The following is a 16,897-nucleotide window of genomic DNA, read 5'->3' on the forward strand; positions in this document are numbered from 1 at the left end:
GCGCCCACCTCCCCCACCACCCCGAGTTCCTTTGGCGCGCACCCGAACCCAAGTCCTCCTACGATGTCGTCATCGTGGGAGGCGGCGGCCACGGTCTCGCCACGGCCCACTACCTCGCCCGCGTCCACGGCATCACCGATGTCGCCGTCCTGGAACGAGGTTGGCTGGCCGGCGGCAACATGGCGCGCAACACCACCCTGATCCGATCCAACTATCTCTGGGACGAGAGCGCCGGGATCTACGAGCACTCGCTGAAGCTGTGGGAGGGTCTCGAGGACGAGCTCGGATACCCCATCCTCTTCAGTCAGCGCGGCGTACTCAACCTCGCCCACACCGAACAGGATGTGCGCGACAGCATCCGGCGGGTGGAGGCCAATCGGCTGAACGGCATCGATGCCGAATGGCTGGATCCCAAGCAGGTCGCGGAGGTGTGCCCGATCGTCAACACCTCCTCCGACATCCGTTATCCGGTGCTGGGCGCGACCTTTCAACCCCGTGGCGGCATCGCCAAACACGACTACGTCGCCTGGGGTTTCGCTCGCAGCGCCAGCGATGCGGGCGTCGACATCATCCAGAACTGCGAGGTCACCGGGTTCGTCACCGACGGCGACCGGGTGGTCGGCGTCGAGACCACCCGCGGCCGCATCGCTGCGGGCACCGTCGCGCTGTGCGCCGCCGGACACACCTCGACGCTCACCGACCAGCTCGGTTTCCGGGTTCCGATCCAGAGTCATCCGCTGCAGGCCCTGGTGTCCGAACTCCTCGAGCCCATCCACCCGACCGTGGTGATGTCGAACGCGGTGCATGTCTACGTGTCCCAGGCCCACAAGGGTGAGCTGGTGATGGGCGCCGGGGTCGACTCCTACAACGGATACGGGCAGCGCGGCGCCTTCCACATCATCGAGCGTCAGATGGCTGCCGCGGTGGAGCTGTTCCCGGTGTTCGGGCGGGCCCGCCTCCTGCGGACATGGGGCGGGATCGTCGACGTCACCCCCGACGCCTCACCCATCGTCGGTGCCACCCCGTACGAGAACCTCTACCTCAACTGTGGTTGGGGCACCGGCGGATTCAAGGCGACCCCGGGCGTCGGTTGGGCGCTGGCGCACACGATCGCCACCGGCAGCCCGCACGCCGTCAACGCACCGTTCACCCTCGACCGGTTCGTCACCGGCCGCCTCATCGACGAGCACGGCGCGGCCGCCGTCGCCCACTGAACCAGCCACCGCCGAGGACACCACGATGCAGATGATCCGCTGCCCGCACTGCGGGCCCCGTGAGGAAACCGAGTTCCACTACGGTGCCGCGGCCGGTGTCGCCTATCCCGAGCGACCCGCCGACCTCGACGACACCGCGTGGGCACACTACTTGTTCTTCCGGCCCAATCCCAAGGGGGCGATGACCGAACGGTGGTGCCACACCACCGGGTGCCGCCAGTGGTTCACCGTCGAGCGCGACACACGCACGCACGCCTTCACCGGCGAGACGGTGCCCTCGCGGTCGCCCGCCACCGCATCCCCCACCGAACCCGCATCCGGAGCAGCCCGATGAGCACCACCGACCCGAAATCCACTCCCGCTCAGCCGTTCCGGACCGGAGCCGGTGGACGCATCGACCGGAGCACGCCGATCGACTTCGTGTTCGACGGGGTCACCTACCGCGGCTACGCGGGCGACACCCTCGCGTCGGCCCTGCTCGCCAACGGGGTGCGGGTGGTCACCACCAGCGTCAACCTCGGGCGCCCGCGCGGCGTCACCGGAGCCTGGGCCGAGGACGCCACCGCGCAGGTCGGCATCGACGCCCCGTTCGTGGAACCGATGGTGCCGGCCACCACCGTCGCCCTGTGTCCCGGCCTCGTCGCCCACGGGGTACCGGGCTGGGGAAAGCTGAGCAGCACCGTCGACGACGCCCGATACGACTCGCTGCACCACCATCCGGACGTGCTCGTCGTCGGTGCGGGCGCCGCGGGCCTGATGGCGGCCCTCAATTGCGCCCGTGGCGGAGCCCACGTTCTCCTGGTCGACGAGCGCAGCGAACCCGGTGGCCGTACTCCCGGCGTCGGCTGGGTGGCCGAAGCCGTCGCCGAACTCGATTCGCACCCGCACGTCAGGCGCCTGACCCGTACGACTGCGTTCGGTGCCTACGACGACGGTTTCGTCCTGGCCGTCCAGCACCGCACCGACCACCTCGGCAGCGACGCCCCCGCACACCTCTCCCGGCAACGGGTGCACCGTATCCGGGCTCGTCGTCTCGTTCTCGCCACCGGCGCCCACGAGCGACCGATCGTCTTCGCCGGCAACGACGTGCCCGGGGTCATGCTGGCCGGCGCCGGCGGTGACTACCTCAGCCGCTACGGCGTCCGGGTCGGCCGGACGGCCGTGGTCTTCACCGCATGCGATTCCGCCTACACCGCGGCCTTCGCGCTCGTCGATGCCGGGGTCTCGGTTCCCGCCGTCGTCGACGTCCGCCCGGCCGTCAGCGCGGACCTGGGCGAGAAGGCCCGCCGGCGCGGCATCCCGATCCTCGCGGGTACGACCGTGATCCGAGCGCACGGCACCGATGCGGTCACCGGGATCGACCTCAGCGACGGCTCGTCCCTGGTCTGCGACACCGTCCTGGTCAGTGGCGGTTGGAATCCGGCGGTACACCTCTGGAGTCAACTGCGCGGAACCATCGCCTTCGACGACCGAGCCGCGACCTTCCTGCCCACGGGAACCGTGTCAGAGACCGAGATCGTCGGTGCCGCAGCGGGTTCGACCACACTGGGTGACTGCCTGGCCGACGGTCGACGCGGTGCGGTGGCGACCCTCGCCGGACTCGGTATGGCGCCACCGGAGTTGCGCGCCATCCCGCGCGTCACCGAGCGGATTCCGGCCGCGCCGGCCGTCTGCTGGTACGTGCCCGGCAGTCCCGACGACGACACCCGCTCGTTCGTCGACCTCCAGCGCGACGCGACCGTCGCCGACATCGCCCGGGCGCTGGGTGCCGGGATGCGATCGGTGGAACACGTCAAGCGCTACACCACCATCGGCACCGGGCACGACCAGGGCAAGACCTCGGGCATCGTCACCTCCGGCATCGTCGCGGAGATGCTCGGCATCGCCGTGAACGACGCCGGCACCACCACCTTCCGTCCTCCCTACACCCCGGTGACCTTCGCCGCGCTCGCCGGACGTGATCGCGGCCAACGGTACGACCCGGTGCGGCGGACCCCGATCCACGACTGGCACGTCGAGCGCGGCGCCGTCTTCGAAGACGTCGGCCAGTGGAAACGGCCGCGGTACTACCCTCGTGGCGGCGACGACATGCACGACGCGGTCCTCCGCGAATGTGCCTCCGTACGAACGGGAGTGGGCATCCTCGACGGCTCGACCCTCGGCGTGATCGATGTCGCCGGGCCCGACGCCCCGGCCTTCCTCGACCTGCTCTACACCAACATGATGAGCACCCTCGCAGTCGGCAAGGTCCGCTACGGCGTCATGTGCGGCGCGGACGGCATGGTGTTCGACGACGGCACCGTGATGCGGATCGCCGACGACCGCTACACCGTGTACACCACGACCGGCAACGCCGCGGCCGTCCTCGACTGGATGGAGGAATGGCATCAGACCGAGTGGCCGGACCTCCGGGTGTGGATGACCTCGCTGACCGACCAGGTGGCCACGTTCCCGGTGGTCGGCCCACGCTCGCGCGACGTGGTGGGCACCGTGTTCCCCGATCTGGACGTCTCGAACGATGCGTTCGGGTTCATGACGTGGCGGGACACCACCTTTCGCGGCGTGCCCGTGCGGATCGGGCGGATCAGCTTCTCCGGGGAACTCGCCTACGAGGTGAACGTCGGGGCCGGTTATGCCCAAGCGGTGTGGCAGGCACTCATCGACGCCGGTGAACCGCACGCCATCACCCCCTACGGGACCGAGACGATGCACGTCCTGCGCGCCGAGAAGGGCTATCCCATCATCGGCCAGGACACCGACGGCACCGTCACGCCCCACGACCTCGGGATGAGCTGGGCGGTCTCGAAGAAGAAGCCGGACTTCATCGGCAAGCGATCATTCGCGCGTGAATCCGCGACGGCGCCCGACCGCAAGCACCTCGTCGGACTGCTGCCGGTCGACGGCAGCACCCGGCTCCCCGAGGGTTCGCAGATCATCTCCCACCGCGTCGACCGCACCCTGCCACCGCCGCCGGTGCCGATGCTCGGGCACGTGACGTCGAGTTACCGCAGCGCCGAGCTGGACCGCCCGTTCGCCCTTGCGCTGGTGAAGGGCGGTCGCGACCTCATCGGCAGCCGGCTCGATGTCCCCATCGGCGACACGCTGTGCGAAGTCGAGATCACCACAACCGTTTTCGTCGACGCGGAAGGAGCCCGACGCGATGGCTGACACCACCGTGCATTCTCTGCCGGACAACGGCGCCCTCGAACCGGTTTCGCCGTTGCAGCACTGGTCGGCGAGGTTCGCCGAACTGGCCCCGGCCGTACTGCTGCGCCCGACCCCGGTGGCACAGACGGTGATCCGACCGACCGAACCCGCCGCGGCGGAGCAGCTCGACCTGCCCGGCGCCTGCCGGATGACGCGCGACGGGGACACCACGGTCGTCTGGCTGGGTCCCGACGAGTATCTCGCCTACGCGGCCGGCATCGCACCGCACGAGTTCGCCGCGGCGATGGCCGACCGTGCGCAGGGCGGCGCGTATGTCGCCGATGCCTCCGGCCAGCGCACCCGCCTCGTCGTCGGCGGCCCGCACGCCGAGACGATCCTCGCCCACGGTTGCGCGATCGATCTGTCGCCGAGGAGCTTCGGGCCCGACGACGTGGCCCAGACACTGCTGGCCCAGGCCGCGGTGATCGTGCATCGCGCTCCCGACGGATTCGCCCTCCTCGTCCGCAACTCCTACGCCGACTACCTCGCCGCGTGGCTCGTCGACGCCGCCACCGAGTACGCCATCGTGCCCGCTCCTTCCCCGCTGCCGTAGAGGAACCCCATGTCTCATCGATTCACCCTCACCCTGCGATGCCCGTCGCGCAGCGGCGTCACGCACGCGATCAGCTCGTTCCTCTACAGCCACGGTTGCGAGGTGCTCGACCATCAGCAGTACGACGACCCGATGACCCACACCCTCTTCGTACGTACCGAATTCGCGTCCGCCCACGAGTCCGGCTCACAGCAGCTGTCGGCGGCTTTCGATCATCTCGCCACCGGTCTGGGCGCCGAATACTCGATCAACGACCAGACACCGCAGCGGATCCTGGTGATGGTCTCTCGACTGGGGCACTGCCTCAACGACCTGATCTTCCGCTGGCGTTCGGGCACCCTCGGCGGTGAGCTGGTCGCCGTCGCCTCCAACCACACCGATCTGGCCCCGATGACCGAATCGGCCGGCCTTCCGTTTCACCATCTACCGGTCTCCCCGGAGACCAAGCCGGCGGCCGAGAACGCGATGCTCGACCTGGTGTCGTCCTACGACGTCGATCTGGTCGTCCTCGCCCGGTACATGCAGATCATCTCCGACGAGACCTGTTCGGCACTGCGCGGCCGGGCCATCAACATCCACCACTCGTTCCTGCCGGGCTTCAAGGGCGCCAAGCCGTATCACCAGGCACATCAGCGCGGAGTCAAGTACGTCGGCGCGACCGCGCACTACGTGACCCCCGACCTCGACGAGGGCCCGATCATCGAGCAGGAGGTCATCCGCATCGACCACACCCACGATCCGCGCCGACTCGCCACTGTCGGCAGCGACGCCGAGGCGCTGGCCCTGTCGCGCGCCGTGCGGTGGCACAGCGAGTACCGGGTGCTGATGAACGGGACCAGCACCGTGGTCTTCACCTGACCAAGCCCTGACCCACACCTGCCCGAAAAGGATTGTTCCCCATGGCTGCACCGAAAGTCGTGATCGTCGGCGCCGGCATCGTCGGTACCTCACTCGCCGACGAGCTCACCCAGCGCGGTTGGACCGACGTCAACGTCCTCGACCGCGGCCCGCTCTTCGCCACCGGCGGGTCGACCTCGCACGCGCCGGGCCTCGTCTTCGCGACGAATCCGTCCAAGACGATGACCGCGCTCGCCTCCTACACGATCGAGAAGTTCTCCGCGCTCGCTCATCCCGACGGCTGGTGCTTCAACCCGGTGGGCGGACTGGAACTGGCCACCACCCCGGAACGGTGGGAGGACCTGCATCGCAAGGCCGGGTGGGCGGCCGCTCGTGGCGTCGAACACCGACTCGTCGACCCCGCGGAATGCGCTGCGATGCATCCGCTCCTCGAACGCGATGCTGTCCTCGGCGGGCTGCACACGCCGAACGACGGCCTCGCGAAAGCGTTGCGCGCGGTCGAGGCCCAGGCCCGCCGCGCGATGGCGCGCGGCGCCGAGTTCCGTGGCGGACAGGAGGTGGTCGACGTGGTCGAGGCCAACGGTGAGGTGCGTGGGGTCCGCACCACGACCGGAGTCGTCGACGCCGACATCGTGGTGTGCTGCACCGGTTTCTGGGGCCGCGAGTTCGGCCGCCGGGTGGGACTGACCATCCCCCTGGTCCCGATGGCACATCAGTACGCGATCACCACGCCGGTCGACTCCCGCCGCGGCGTCAATTCCGCCCTGGCCGAGGCGACGCTCCCGATCCTGCGCCACCAGGACCGCGACCTGTACTACCGCGAACACGGCGACCGGATCGGCATCGGCTATTACGGTCACCGGCCGATGCCCTCGGACGTGGGCGACCTGGACCACGACACTGCGATCACACTGGCGGACATGCCCTCCAAGCTCATGTTCACCCCGGAGGACTTCGACGACGCGTGGCAGCACTCGGTGGCCCTGCTACCCGAACTCGGCAACGGCAAGGTCGAGGAGGGCTTCAACGGGATCTTCTCGTTCACCGCCGACGGCCATTCGGTCATGGGCGAACATCGCGACCTGGCCGGTTTCTGGGTCGCCGAGGCCGTGTGGGTCACCCACTCGGCGGGCGTCGCGAAGACGATGGCGGAGTGGATGATCGACGGCACCCCCGGTATCGACGTCCACGAGACCGACCTGTACCGCTTCGAAGACGACGCACTCACCGACGACTTCATCCTCACCACGAGTTCGCAGGCCTTCGTGGAGGTCTACGACATCATCCACCCGCACGATCAGCGCAGGGCCCCGCGCAACGTGCGTCTCAGCCCGTTCCACGACCGCGAGGCCGCACTCGGCGCCGAGTTCTGGGAGAGCGGACTCTGGGAACGACCCGCCTGGTACGAGGCCAACCGTCCGCTGCTTGATCAGAAGCTCGCCGACGGGCTCGTCATACCGGAGCGCGACAGCTGGTCGGCCCGGCACTGGTCGCCTGTCTCCGTCGCCGAGGCGGCGCACACCCGCAGCCACGTCGCGATGTACGACATGACCCCGCTGACCCGGTTCGAGCTGTCGGGTCCGGGTGCGCTCGCCCTTCTCCAACACCTCACCACCAACAAGATGGACAAGTCCGTCGGCTCGGTGACCTACACGCTGATGCTCGACGAGAAGGGCGGCATCCGTTCGGATCTGACCGTCGCCCGGCTCGCCGACGACGTGTTCCAGGTGGGCGCCAACGGTCCGCTGGACTTCGACTGGATCAGCCGGCACCTCCCGGCGGACGGCTCGGTCGTCCTGCGCGACATCACCACGGCCACCTGCTGTCTCGGTCTCTGGGGCCCGCTGGCGCGCGACGTGCTGGCACCGCTCACGCCGGCCGACCTCACCAACGACGGCCTCCGCTACTTCCGTGCGCTCACCACCACCGTCGCCCGAATCCCGGTGACCCTGATGCGTGTCTCGTACGTGGGCGAACTCGGTTGGGAGATCTACACTTCCGCGGCCGACGGACCGGCGCTGTGGGACGCGGTGGCAGCGGCGGGCGATCCCCACGGCATCATCGCGGCCGGCCGGATCGCCTTCAACAGCCTGCGGATCGAGAAGGGTTACCGGGCGGCCGGTTCCGACATGACCACCGAGCACACGCCCGCTGCTGCCGGGCTCGGTTTCGCCATCCGCAAGACCGCGGACGACTTCCTCGGCCGCGCCGCCCTGGCCGAGCGTGATGCGCCGAACACGCTGCGCACCCTGCGTTTCACCGATCCGGCGGCGGTCGTCCTGGGCAAGGAGCCGGTATCGATGGGCGGCCGGGTCGTCGGCTACGTCACCAGCGCCGGGTGGTCGGCGACGGTCGGCGCGTGCCTGGCCTACGCCTGGTTGCCCGCCGACCTCCCCGACGACACCTCGGTCGACGTCGCCTACCAGACCACCCATCACACGGCCGTCGTCATCGCCGACCCGGTGGTCGATCCTCAGATGACCCGGATCCGGAGATGAGCGGTTCCGGGTACCCACCGACGCCCGTGACCCGCCCGGGACGGCTTGCCGCGGTTCGCGACGCGGTTCCGGTCCCACCCGCCCCGACCGGTACCCTGGGCGCTGCGATGACTGAGCAGAGTGCGGAGACCGAACGTCCGGGGGGCGCGGTCGATCGGGCACTGCAGGTGTTGGAGCTCATCGGGTCCGCCGGGTCGGCCGGCATCACCGAACTCGCCGTCGAGCTCGGCGTCCACAAATCCACCGTCTCCCGAATCGTCTCGTCACTCGAGGCACGCGGTTTCGTCGAGCAGGTACCGGACGGTCGCAAGTACCGGATCGGCCTCACGGTGGTCCGCCTCGCCGGGTCGACGATGGCAACCCTCGACATGACCAGATGTGGGCAGGACACCTGTGACGCGCTGGCCGCGCAGACCGGTGAGACCACCAATCTCGCCGTCCTCGCCGAGTCGCAGGCCATCAACGTCGTCGAGGCCAAAGGGCCGTCCGCGGTCGCCCTCCGCACCTGGGTGGGCCAGGCCTCCCCCGCTCACGCGACGTCCTCGGGGAAGGTCCTGCTCGCAGGTCTGTCCGAAGACGAGGTGCGCGAGACCTTCGCGGGCGGGTTGACCAGGTTCACCGACCACACGGTCGTCGACATCGACGACCTCGTCGCCGACCTGCGCGAGGTCGAGCGCCGGGGTTGGGCGATGGCGGTGGAGGAACTCGAGGTCGGCCTGGTGGCGATTGCCGCACCGGTACGCGATCACACGGGCACCATCGTGTGGGCCCTGAGCGTCTCCGGCCCGCGCTATCGGCTCGACCCGGACGACACGGAGGAGCTGACCGCGACCGTCGTCTCTGCGGCCGCCGATCTCAGCCGCATGTTCGGCTACCGTGCGGCGGGTTCGGCCAGCGTCCCCGGGATCATCGAGAAGTCGTGACGTCGGCCGGCCGCCGCCCACGTGGCCGCAGTCGGGGAGATCTGGTCCACTGGAGTACATGCGCGACGTCCTGCGGTCCCTGACCGAACTCCTCGACGGCGACGACGCGCGTCCGGTCGCACTCTGCCGGGTCGTCGGCGCGTCGGGATCGGCACCCCGCGAGCTCGGCGCGGCCATGATCGTGACCGAGGACGACACCGTGATCGGTTCGGTCTCCGGTGGCTGCGTCGAATCCGCTCTCGTGCACACCGCCCGCGACGTCCTCGCCGACGGGGTCGCGATCGTCGAACAGTACGGCGTCGACGATCCCGACAGTCCCGCGCCGGGTCTGACCTGCGGCGGGCACATCGAAGTTCTCGTCGAACGTGTCGCACCGAGCAGCGGTCGGCGCGGCCAGCTCGACCGACTCGCGGCGGCGATCGACGCCGGCGAACCCGTCTCGTGGGCCACGACCCTCACCGACGAGACCGACTGGTACTTCGCCACCGCCGCCTCACAGCAGCCGTGGCGCCGCCTCGACCGCGACGTCGCCGATCTCCTCGCCACCGGCCGGACCGGCCTCATCGGCGTCGACGACTGCGATGCCCCGTCCGACGAACGTCCCCGGACCTTCGTGCAGACCTTCGGGCCGCCGGCCCGGTTGATCCTGGTCGGCGCCAACGACTTCGTGCGTGCACTCAGTTCTGTTGGGGCCGGTCTCGGCATGCGGGTGACGGTCGTCGACGCACGACCGGTGTTCGCCACCCCCGAACGCTTCCCCGACGCCGACGAGGTCGTCGTATCCTGGCCGGATCGCTTTCTGGCGGAACAGATCCGGGACGGCCGGGTGGGTCCGTCGACGGCGGTCTGCGTGATGACGCACGACCCGAAATTCGACGTACCGACCCTGCAGGTGGCACTCGGCTGCCGGCAACTCGGCTTCGTCGGTGCACTCGGGTCGCGGCGGACGGTCGCCGATCGCGACCAACGCCTCCGCGAGGCGGGCGTCGACGACATCCAACTCGACCGGCTGCGCTCACCCCTGGGCCTCGATCTCGGCGGGCACACCCCGGGCGAGGTCGCAGTCGCCATCGCGGCGCAACTCATCGCCGAGCGGCACGGCGCCACCGGCGCACCGCTGCACGCCGGCGACGGACCGATCCACCGCCGGTAGCGTCGGCCTCCGGGTCAGGACCCGGTGAACCGCGGCGGACGCTTCTCAGCCCGGGCCGCGCGGCCCTCCCGCAGGTCGTCGCTCTCCCACGCACGCATCATCGCCGCCGCCCGATCCTCGGGCGCGGCGTCGCGCGCACCGTCGCCGTTCAGGACGAGCTTGTAATGCTGCAGCGTCAACGGGGCGAGGCCGGCGATCGTCTCCGCCCAGTGCTGCGCGTCGGCGAGGTCGCCGATGCGGTTGGCGAACCCGAGTGCGTGCGCACGGTCGGCGGTCAGCGGATCGCACCCGATCAGCATCCCCCGGGCCTGCCCCGCCCCCACCAGCGACACCAGGCGTCGGATGGTCCATTCGTCAACGGCGACACCGAGTTTCGCCGCCGGTATGCCCGCGATCGCATCCGGTGCCATCACCCGGAGGTCGGCGGCCATCGCCAGCTGCAATCCTGCGCCGATCGCGGAGCCGTTCAGCGCCGCGAGCACGGGCACCGGGGATGACTCGATCTTCTTCAGTGTCCCGACGAGGGTGTCGAGAAAGCCCTTCTCGTACACGGGACCGGACAGGTCGGCGCCGGCACTGAACACCGGCCCCCGCCCGGTCACCACGATGGCGCGTGCGCCGGACCCGAGTGCGGCGTCGAACGCATCGGACAGGCCCGCGAGCATCTCGTCGTTCAGGGCGTTGCGCTTGTCGGCCCGGTCCAGCTCGATCGTGACGACCGCCCCGTCGGTGGTGGAGTGAATCATGGGCCCCAACCTACCCACCGCACCCATTCGACACGTCGTGACAAGGTGGGGACGTGCAGATCTCCCCGGCCGGCGCAGCGCCCGCACCGCACTCGGATGTGTTGATCATCGGCGGCGGACAGGCCGCACTGTCGGCGGCCTATTTTCTCGAGCGGTTCGGCCTCGGCGCTCGCTACCAGATGCTCGACCACGCCCCCGGGCCCGGCGGGGCCTGGCAGTTCCGGTGGCCGACGCTCACCCTCGCCACCGCCAACCGCGTCCACGACCTGCCGGGGTGGGGCCTCGTCGAGGCTCTCGGCCTGGACTGTGACGAGCTCCCGGCGGCCACCGCCGTCCCCGAGTACTTCGGGCGGTACGAGGAGAAGTTCGGCCTGACCGTGCATCGACCCGTGCACGTGCGCGCCGTACGCCGCGAGGACGACGGTTTCCGCGCCGAGCTGGGCGACGGCGGGTCGGTCACCTCGAAACTCATCGTCAACGCCACCGGCACCTGGGACCGTCCGTTCATCCCACATATCCCTGGAGCCGCCGATTTCCGCGGCCGGCAGCTGCACACGCACGACTACACATCGCCCGCGGAGTTCGAGGGCAAGCGGGTCCTGGTCGTCGGCGCGGGCATCTCCGCCGTCCAATTGCTGATCGAGATCGCCCGGGAGGCGCCCGGCAGCGAGACGTTCTGGTGTTCCCGGCGCGAGCCCGTCTTCAACCCGGAACCGTTCACCCCCGAGCAGGGGCGCGAGGCCGTCGCCCGCGTCGAACGGCGGGTGCGCGCCGGGCTCCCGCCCACCTCGGTGGTGTCGGTGACCGGGCTGGCACTCACCCCCGCGATCGCGGCCGCGCAGCGCGACGGAATCCTCGCGTGGCGTCCGATGTTCACCCGCATCACCGAGACCGGGGTGTGCTGGGACTGCGACGGACCATCCGGCGACTCCCCCGATCACCCGGAGGTCCCGGAGCACCTGGATGTCGACGTCATCTTCTGGAACACCGGTTTTCGCAGCGCCATCGACCATCTCGCCCCGTTACGCCTGCGCGCGCCGGGGGGCGGCATCACGATGTCCGGCCGCCTCGCGACGGTCGTCGACGCCGATCCCCGGATCCAACTGCTCGGCTACGGCCCGTCGGCCTCGACGATCGGGGCCAATCGCGCCGGGCGGGAGGCGGCACGGGTCGCGGCCGAGCTGCTCGGGGTGCCCTCACGCTCTTCTGGGAACACGGCGTAGTTGCCACCACTTGACAAGTTGTTGTGTTTTCACAACACTGAGTCAGGTGAGTCCAATACGCCGTGGGGAAAAGCTCCCCATCTACAACCGCATCGGCGTGCTGCGGGCGGAGCGTCGGATGTCGCGGGCCGAACTCGCCGCAGTCGTCGGCATCAACGTCCAGTCGGTGGGCGCACTCGAGCGCGGCGACAACTACCCCAGCCTCGACCTGGCGTTCCGCATCTGCGACGTCTTCGACCTACCGGTGGAGGCGGTGTTCAGCCGGCACGAATTCGGGGCGATGTCGTCGGCGCTGTACCGGCGCGAATCGTCGCCACGTCAAGACCTGCATCCAGCCACCCACACCGACGAGTCCGGAGGTGAACGATGAACGACCCCAATTCGGCCATCCCCGAGGGAGCCACACCCGCCCTCTGGCGCCGCTACGAGGAGTGGCGGGGCCGCCGGCACCAGGAGTTCAACGACAAGAACGCCCACCGCCTCACCTCGTGGCGCACCCGGCGAACCTATCGACGGCTCGTGCTCGTGCAGGCGTTCTTCGCCATCCTGCTGATCCTCAGCTCGATTCTCGCGTTCTTCGACACCGGAATCTTCCTGGTGCCCTTCCTGATCGGACTCGCCGGCATCATCACGACCCTGTACCTGACGCGGATCGTCACCGGGTCGATCGCCGACACGCCGGTCACCGCTCTCGACGAGATCCAGGTGGCGCAGCGCAATTCGGCGCGTTCCATCGGTTTCACCGTCCTGTACAGCCTGATGTTCATCCCGTACGCGGTGCTGGTCGTCCTCAGCTTCGACGACCAGGTGTCCGGCCAGGCGGTCTACGGATCGGCCATCCTGCTCATCACGCTCGTCCTCGCCGCGATCTGCGTGCCCACCATGCTCACCGCGTGGTGGATGGCGGATCCGGACCCCGAGGATCTCGAAGCACTGCCATCGGATACGACAACCATTCCCAGTGAGGAGAGTGCGCAATGACCGCACCACTGATCGTCGACGGGCTCCACAAACGCTATGGAGACCTCATCGCGCTGCGCGACATGACCTTCTCCGTCGACCCCGGTGAGATCTTCGGGTTCGTCGGCAGCAACGGTGCCGGCAAGTCCACCACCATGCGCATCATCCTCGGCGTGCTGGCCGCCGACTCCGGAGAGGTTCGCCTCGGCACCCAGCCGATCGACCTCGACCTGCGTCGGCGGATCGGGTACATGCCCGAGGAGCGAGGGCTGTACCCCAAGATGAAAGTCGGCGAACAGCTGACCTTTCTCGCACGGCTGCACGGGATGTCGGCGGCCGAGGCGCAGGACTCCGTACAACGCTGGACCGACCGCCTCGGTGTGGGCGCCCGCTACGACGACAACGTCGCCGACCTGAGCCTCGGCAACCAGCAGCGGGTCCAGCTCGCCGCCGCCCTGGTCCACGATCCCAGCGTTCTGGTGCTCGACGAGCCGTTCTCGGGCCTGGACCCCGTCGCCGTCGACGTGATGAGCGATGTGCTCAAAGAGAAGGCAGGCGAGGGCATCCCGGTGATCTTCTCCTCGCACCAACTCGACCTCGTGCAGCGACTCTGCAACCGTGTCGGCATCATCGCGCGCGGTGAGATGCGCGCCCTCGGCACGGTCGACGACCTGCGTGCGCGCGAGGGCATCACCCTCGAGATCACCGGTCCGCGTGCCGATGTCGCGTGGGCCGACTCCCTGCCCGGTGTCCGCGGCGTCGACTACGGCGAGACGACCCGCCTGCTGATCGACCCTGAGATCGCCGACGATCAGCTGATCCTGGCGACCGCCCTCCAGAACGGGCCGGTGCACCGGTTCGCGACCTCGACCCCGTCCCTGACCGACCTGTTCCGAGAGGTGGTTTCCGCATGACCACGCTACCCGACACCCCGGTGTCCACCACCGGTTCTGATCCGAGAGCATCTGCCGCACAGGCGATCCGGCTCGTCGCCGGCCGTGAGATCACCACGCGCGCCAAGACGAAGTCCTTCGTCGTCAGTACCGCGCTGCTCATGATCGTGATCGTCGCCGGTTCCATCATCATCAACCTGTTCTCCGGCGGCGACGACGTCGAGAAGGTCGCCGTCGTGGGTCAGCCGGCCGCCGTCACCGAATCCATCGTCTCCGTCGGTGAGGCCTCCGGCACGACCATCGCCACCGAGCCGGCCGACACCGTCGTGCAGGCACGAGATCGGGTCAACAGCGGCGACGTGAAGGCCGCGCTGGTGCCCGGAGAGACGCCGGGATCGTATGTGATCATCACCAAGGACAGCCTCGAACCGGCTGTGGAGGGCCCGATCCGCACCGCGGTGTCGCAGGCGAATCTCTCTGCGGCACTGGCCGAACGCGGTGTCGACGCCGCCACCCTGCCGACCGTGGACATCTCGGTCTCGCAGACCGAACCGGACAACCCCGACGAGGGACAGCGCCTGCTCATCGCGATGGTCGGCGTGGTGCTGCTCGTCACCGCGATCATGATGGGCGGCACGATGGTCGCCGTCGGCGTCGTCGAGGAGAAGACGTCGCGCGTCGTGGAACTGCTCCTGGCGACCATCAAGCCGCTGCATCTGTTGTGGGGCAAGATCATCGGCATCGGTGTGGTCGCCCTCGGGCAGGTGGTACTGCTCGGTGCCACCGCGCTGATCGCGGGCACCGCGACCGGAATCCTCACCCTTCCGGGCGCCGCCATCGGGATGTTCGCGGCGGTGATCGCCTGGTTCCTACTTGGCTTCCTGTTCTTCTCCTCGCTCTACGCGGCAACCGGGGCCATCGTCTCCCGGCAGGAGGAGCTGAACTCGTCGTCCGCGCCGCTGACATTCCTCGCGGTCGCGGTGCTGTACTCCGGCATCTTCGGTGTGCAGGCGATGGATTCGACGCTGATCGAGGTGCTCAGCTGGATACCGCCGTTCAGCGCGGCACTCATGCCGATGCGCATCGCGACCGGCGACACCGATGCCGTCCAGATCATCGTCACCTTCGGCCTGATGGGCGCCGCGTGCGCGGCCGCCACCTGGATCGCCGCGCGGATCTACCAGCGGTCCATCCTGCGCACCGGCTCGCGGATCGGCTGGGGCGAGGTACTCAAGCTCGCCCGCTGAGGCGGCAGCGACGACTCGCCGCCTCCGCCCCCTGATGAGCGAGCTTGCGAGCGTCACCCTCCGATCCCTGAGGAGCGAGCTTGTGAGCGTCACCCTCCGATCCCTGAGGAGCGAGCTTGCGAGCGTCACGAAGGGTCCTGTTGCGATGCGTGGCAGGACCCTTCGCCGCGCCCTCCGCTGGTTGAGCCGGCAACGAGCCGCTAGGCGAGTCGCCCACCCCCGCTGGTTGAGCCGGCAACGAGCCGCTAGGCGAGTCGCCGTGTCGAAACCACCTGGCGACCCGACGATCTCAGCCGCCGCCAACCCGGACGGCACCATACCGCAACGCCCAGCGCACATTTCGTCTACGACGCGTCATCTGCTGTGAAGACTCATCCAGGTTTTGTCGGTGGTCGGGTTTACATTGGTCGTATCAGATCACCCAGCTCGGGGCGGGTGATGAAAATCAGGCGTCGGGGGGCGTTGTGCGGGTGTGGACCGATCTACCGGGCGAGTACATCGCCGGGGTCGATCCTGCCCACGCCGCCGAGACCGACATGGTGTTGTTGATGGCCGGCCTCGACGCCACCCGGCGCGGCGAGTCCTACCTCGCCTGGCACCAGTATCAGACGATCGCGGCGATGACCGACCGCCTGATCACCACCAGCGCGTCCGGGTTCGTCATGGACGGCCACGCTGACTGCGCCGCCCGCATCGCCCGCCAAGCCGGGGTGTCCCACCGGCACGCCGAAACCCTCATCGACGAGGCCATCGCACTACGCGACCGGCTCCCCGACACCGCCGACACGTTGCGTGACGGGGTCCTGTCGCAATGGCAGATCCGGTTGGTCATCTCCCGCACCGAACTGATCCCCACCGATGACCCGATCACCCCCGCGTTGGATGCCGAGATCGCCGACACGGTGCGCCGCCGCACAGGTGTGTGGGATCGGGCCCGCCTGCGGGACATGGTCGACCGCCTCGTCTTCCGCCACGATCCGGATGCGGTACGTCAACGCCGCAAAGACGCGATGGATCAGCGTGGGGTGTGGACCCACGAACTGCCCGACGGCACCGCCGAACTCACCGCTGTCATGTCGGCGGAGAACGTGCGGATCTCGGCCAAAGCCGTCGCCATCCTCGCCGACTCCGTCTGCAAGCGAGACGCCCGCACCCAGGGGATACGACGATCCGATGCGATGTTCGCGCTGTTGACCCGCACGTCATTCGACTGCCAGTGCAACGATGAACAGCCGTGCACCGCCGACATCCAGGATCCACAGAGTGTGCTCGACGCGGTCCGCGCCGAGGTCGTGATCCATGTGGTGACCGATGCCGCGACCCTGGCCGGGGCACCCGGGGTGGGGTTCCTCGACGAACACGGCATCATCAGCGACGAACACGTCCGTGACCTCGCCGCCCGCCCCGACGCCACCCTGGCCC

General features: G+C 69.0%; 15 protein-coding genes. 14 read left to right on the plus strand and 1 reads right to left on the minus strand.

The window, feature by feature from the left end:
* From FFS52_RS22480 to FFS52_RS22515, 8 genes are all read left to right on the plus strand, one after another.
* The coding region (locus FFS52_RS22480; RefSeq protein WP_137810975.1) for a sarcosine oxidase subunit beta family protein at positions 1-1,214 on the plus strand (1,214 nt) is incomplete at its 5' end.
* A gap of 25 nt (positions 1,215-1,239) precedes the next feature.
* A complete protein-coding gene (locus FFS52_RS22485) occupies positions 1,240-1,548 on the plus strand; it encodes a sarcosine oxidase subunit delta (protein WP_065630783.1) in 309 nt (102 codons plus the stop codon).
* Positions 1,545-4,382, plus strand: coding sequence for a 2Fe-2S iron-sulfur cluster-binding protein (locus FFS52_RS22490; protein WP_137810976.1), 2,838 nt, complete (start codon positions 1,545-1,547; stop codon positions 4,380-4,382). The genes FFS52_RS22485 and FFS52_RS22490 overlap by 4 nt, the downstream gene beginning before the upstream one ends.
* Complete coding sequence (locus tag FFS52_RS22495; protein WP_137810977.1) at positions 4,375-4,974, plus strand: sarcosine oxidase subunit gamma family protein; 600 nt, start codon at positions 4,375-4,377, stop codon at positions 4,972-4,974. Before FFS52_RS22490 ends, FFS52_RS22495 begins: the two co-directional genes overlap by 8 nt.
* 9 nt (positions 4,975-4,983) lie before the next feature.
* On the plus strand, positions 4,984-5,832 hold the full coding sequence (gene purU / locus FFS52_RS22500) for a formyltetrahydrofolate deformylase (protein WP_137810978.1): 849 nt from the start codon (positions 4,984-4,986) through the stop codon (positions 5,830-5,832).
* A 41-nt stretch (positions 5,833-5,873) separates the two neighbouring features.
* Positions 5,874-8,330, plus strand: coding sequence for an FAD-dependent oxidoreductase (locus tag FFS52_RS22505; protein ID WP_137810979.1), 2,457 nt, complete (start codon positions 5,874-5,876; stop codon positions 8,328-8,330).
* A 107-nt stretch (positions 8,331-8,437) separates the two neighbouring features.
* Entirely contained in the window at positions 8,438-9,253 is an 816-nt protein-coding gene (locus tag FFS52_RS22510) for an IclR family transcriptional regulator (protein ID WP_137810980.1), read from the plus strand.
* Between the two features lie 58 nt (positions 9,254-9,311).
* Complete coding sequence (locus FFS52_RS22515; protein ID WP_137810981.1) at positions 9,312-10,406, plus strand: XdhC/CoxI family protein; 1,095 nt, start codon at positions 9,312-9,314, stop codon at positions 10,404-10,406.
* Positions 10,407-10,420: 14 nt separating this feature from the next.
* Here FFS52_RS22515 and FFS52_RS22520 read toward each other — a convergent pair whose 3' ends face one another.
* Positions 10,421-11,152, minus strand: coding sequence for an enoyl-CoA hydratase (locus tag FFS52_RS22520; RefSeq protein WP_137810982.1), 732 nt, complete (start codon positions 11,150-11,152; stop codon positions 10,421-10,423).
* A 53-nt stretch (positions 11,153-11,205) separates the two neighbouring features.
* On the opposite strand from FFS52_RS22520, the gene FFS52_RS22525 reads away from it, so the two are divergent.
* The 6 genes from FFS52_RS22525 to FFS52_RS22550 form a co-directional block, all read left to right on the plus strand.
* Complete coding sequence (locus tag FFS52_RS22525; protein WP_137810983.1) at positions 11,206-12,375, plus strand: NAD(P)-binding domain-containing protein; 1,170 nt, start codon at positions 11,206-11,208, stop codon at positions 12,373-12,375.
* A gap of 46 nt (positions 12,376-12,421) precedes the next feature.
* Positions 12,422-12,745, plus strand: coding sequence for a helix-turn-helix transcriptional regulator (locus tag FFS52_RS22530; RefSeq protein ID WP_065630775.1), 324 nt, complete (start codon positions 12,422-12,424; stop codon positions 12,743-12,745).
* Positions 12,742-13,356 carry a hypothetical protein gene (locus FFS52_RS22535; protein ID WP_068972045.1) on the plus strand — a complete coding sequence of 205 codons (615 nt, stop codon included), beginning with the start codon at positions 12,742-12,744 and terminating at the stop codon, positions 13,354-13,356. The genes FFS52_RS22530 and FFS52_RS22535 overlap by 4 nt, the downstream gene beginning before the upstream one ends.
* Positions 13,353-14,249, plus strand: coding sequence for an ATP-binding cassette domain-containing protein (locus FFS52_RS22540; protein ID WP_137810984.1), 897 nt, complete (start codon positions 13,353-13,355; stop codon positions 14,247-14,249). The genes FFS52_RS22535 and FFS52_RS22540 overlap by 4 nt, the downstream gene beginning before the upstream one ends.
* Entirely contained in the window at positions 14,246-15,475 is a 1,230-nt protein-coding gene (locus FFS52_RS22545; RefSeq protein WP_137810985.1) for an ABC transporter permease, read from the plus strand. The genes FFS52_RS22540 and FFS52_RS22545 overlap by 4 nt, the downstream gene beginning before the upstream one ends.
* 470 nt (positions 15,476-15,945) lie before the next feature.
* Positions 15,946-16,897 (plus strand): DUF222 domain-containing protein (locus tag FFS52_RS22550; RefSeq protein ID WP_137810986.1); only part of this gene is annotated, 952 nt, incomplete at its 3' end.

This window comes from Gordonia sp. ALPHA1B1, from assembly GCF_005502615.1.
Taxonomy (GTDB): domain Bacteria; phylum Actinomycetota; class Actinomycetes; order Mycobacteriales; family Mycobacteriaceae; genus Gordonia; species Gordonia hongkongensis.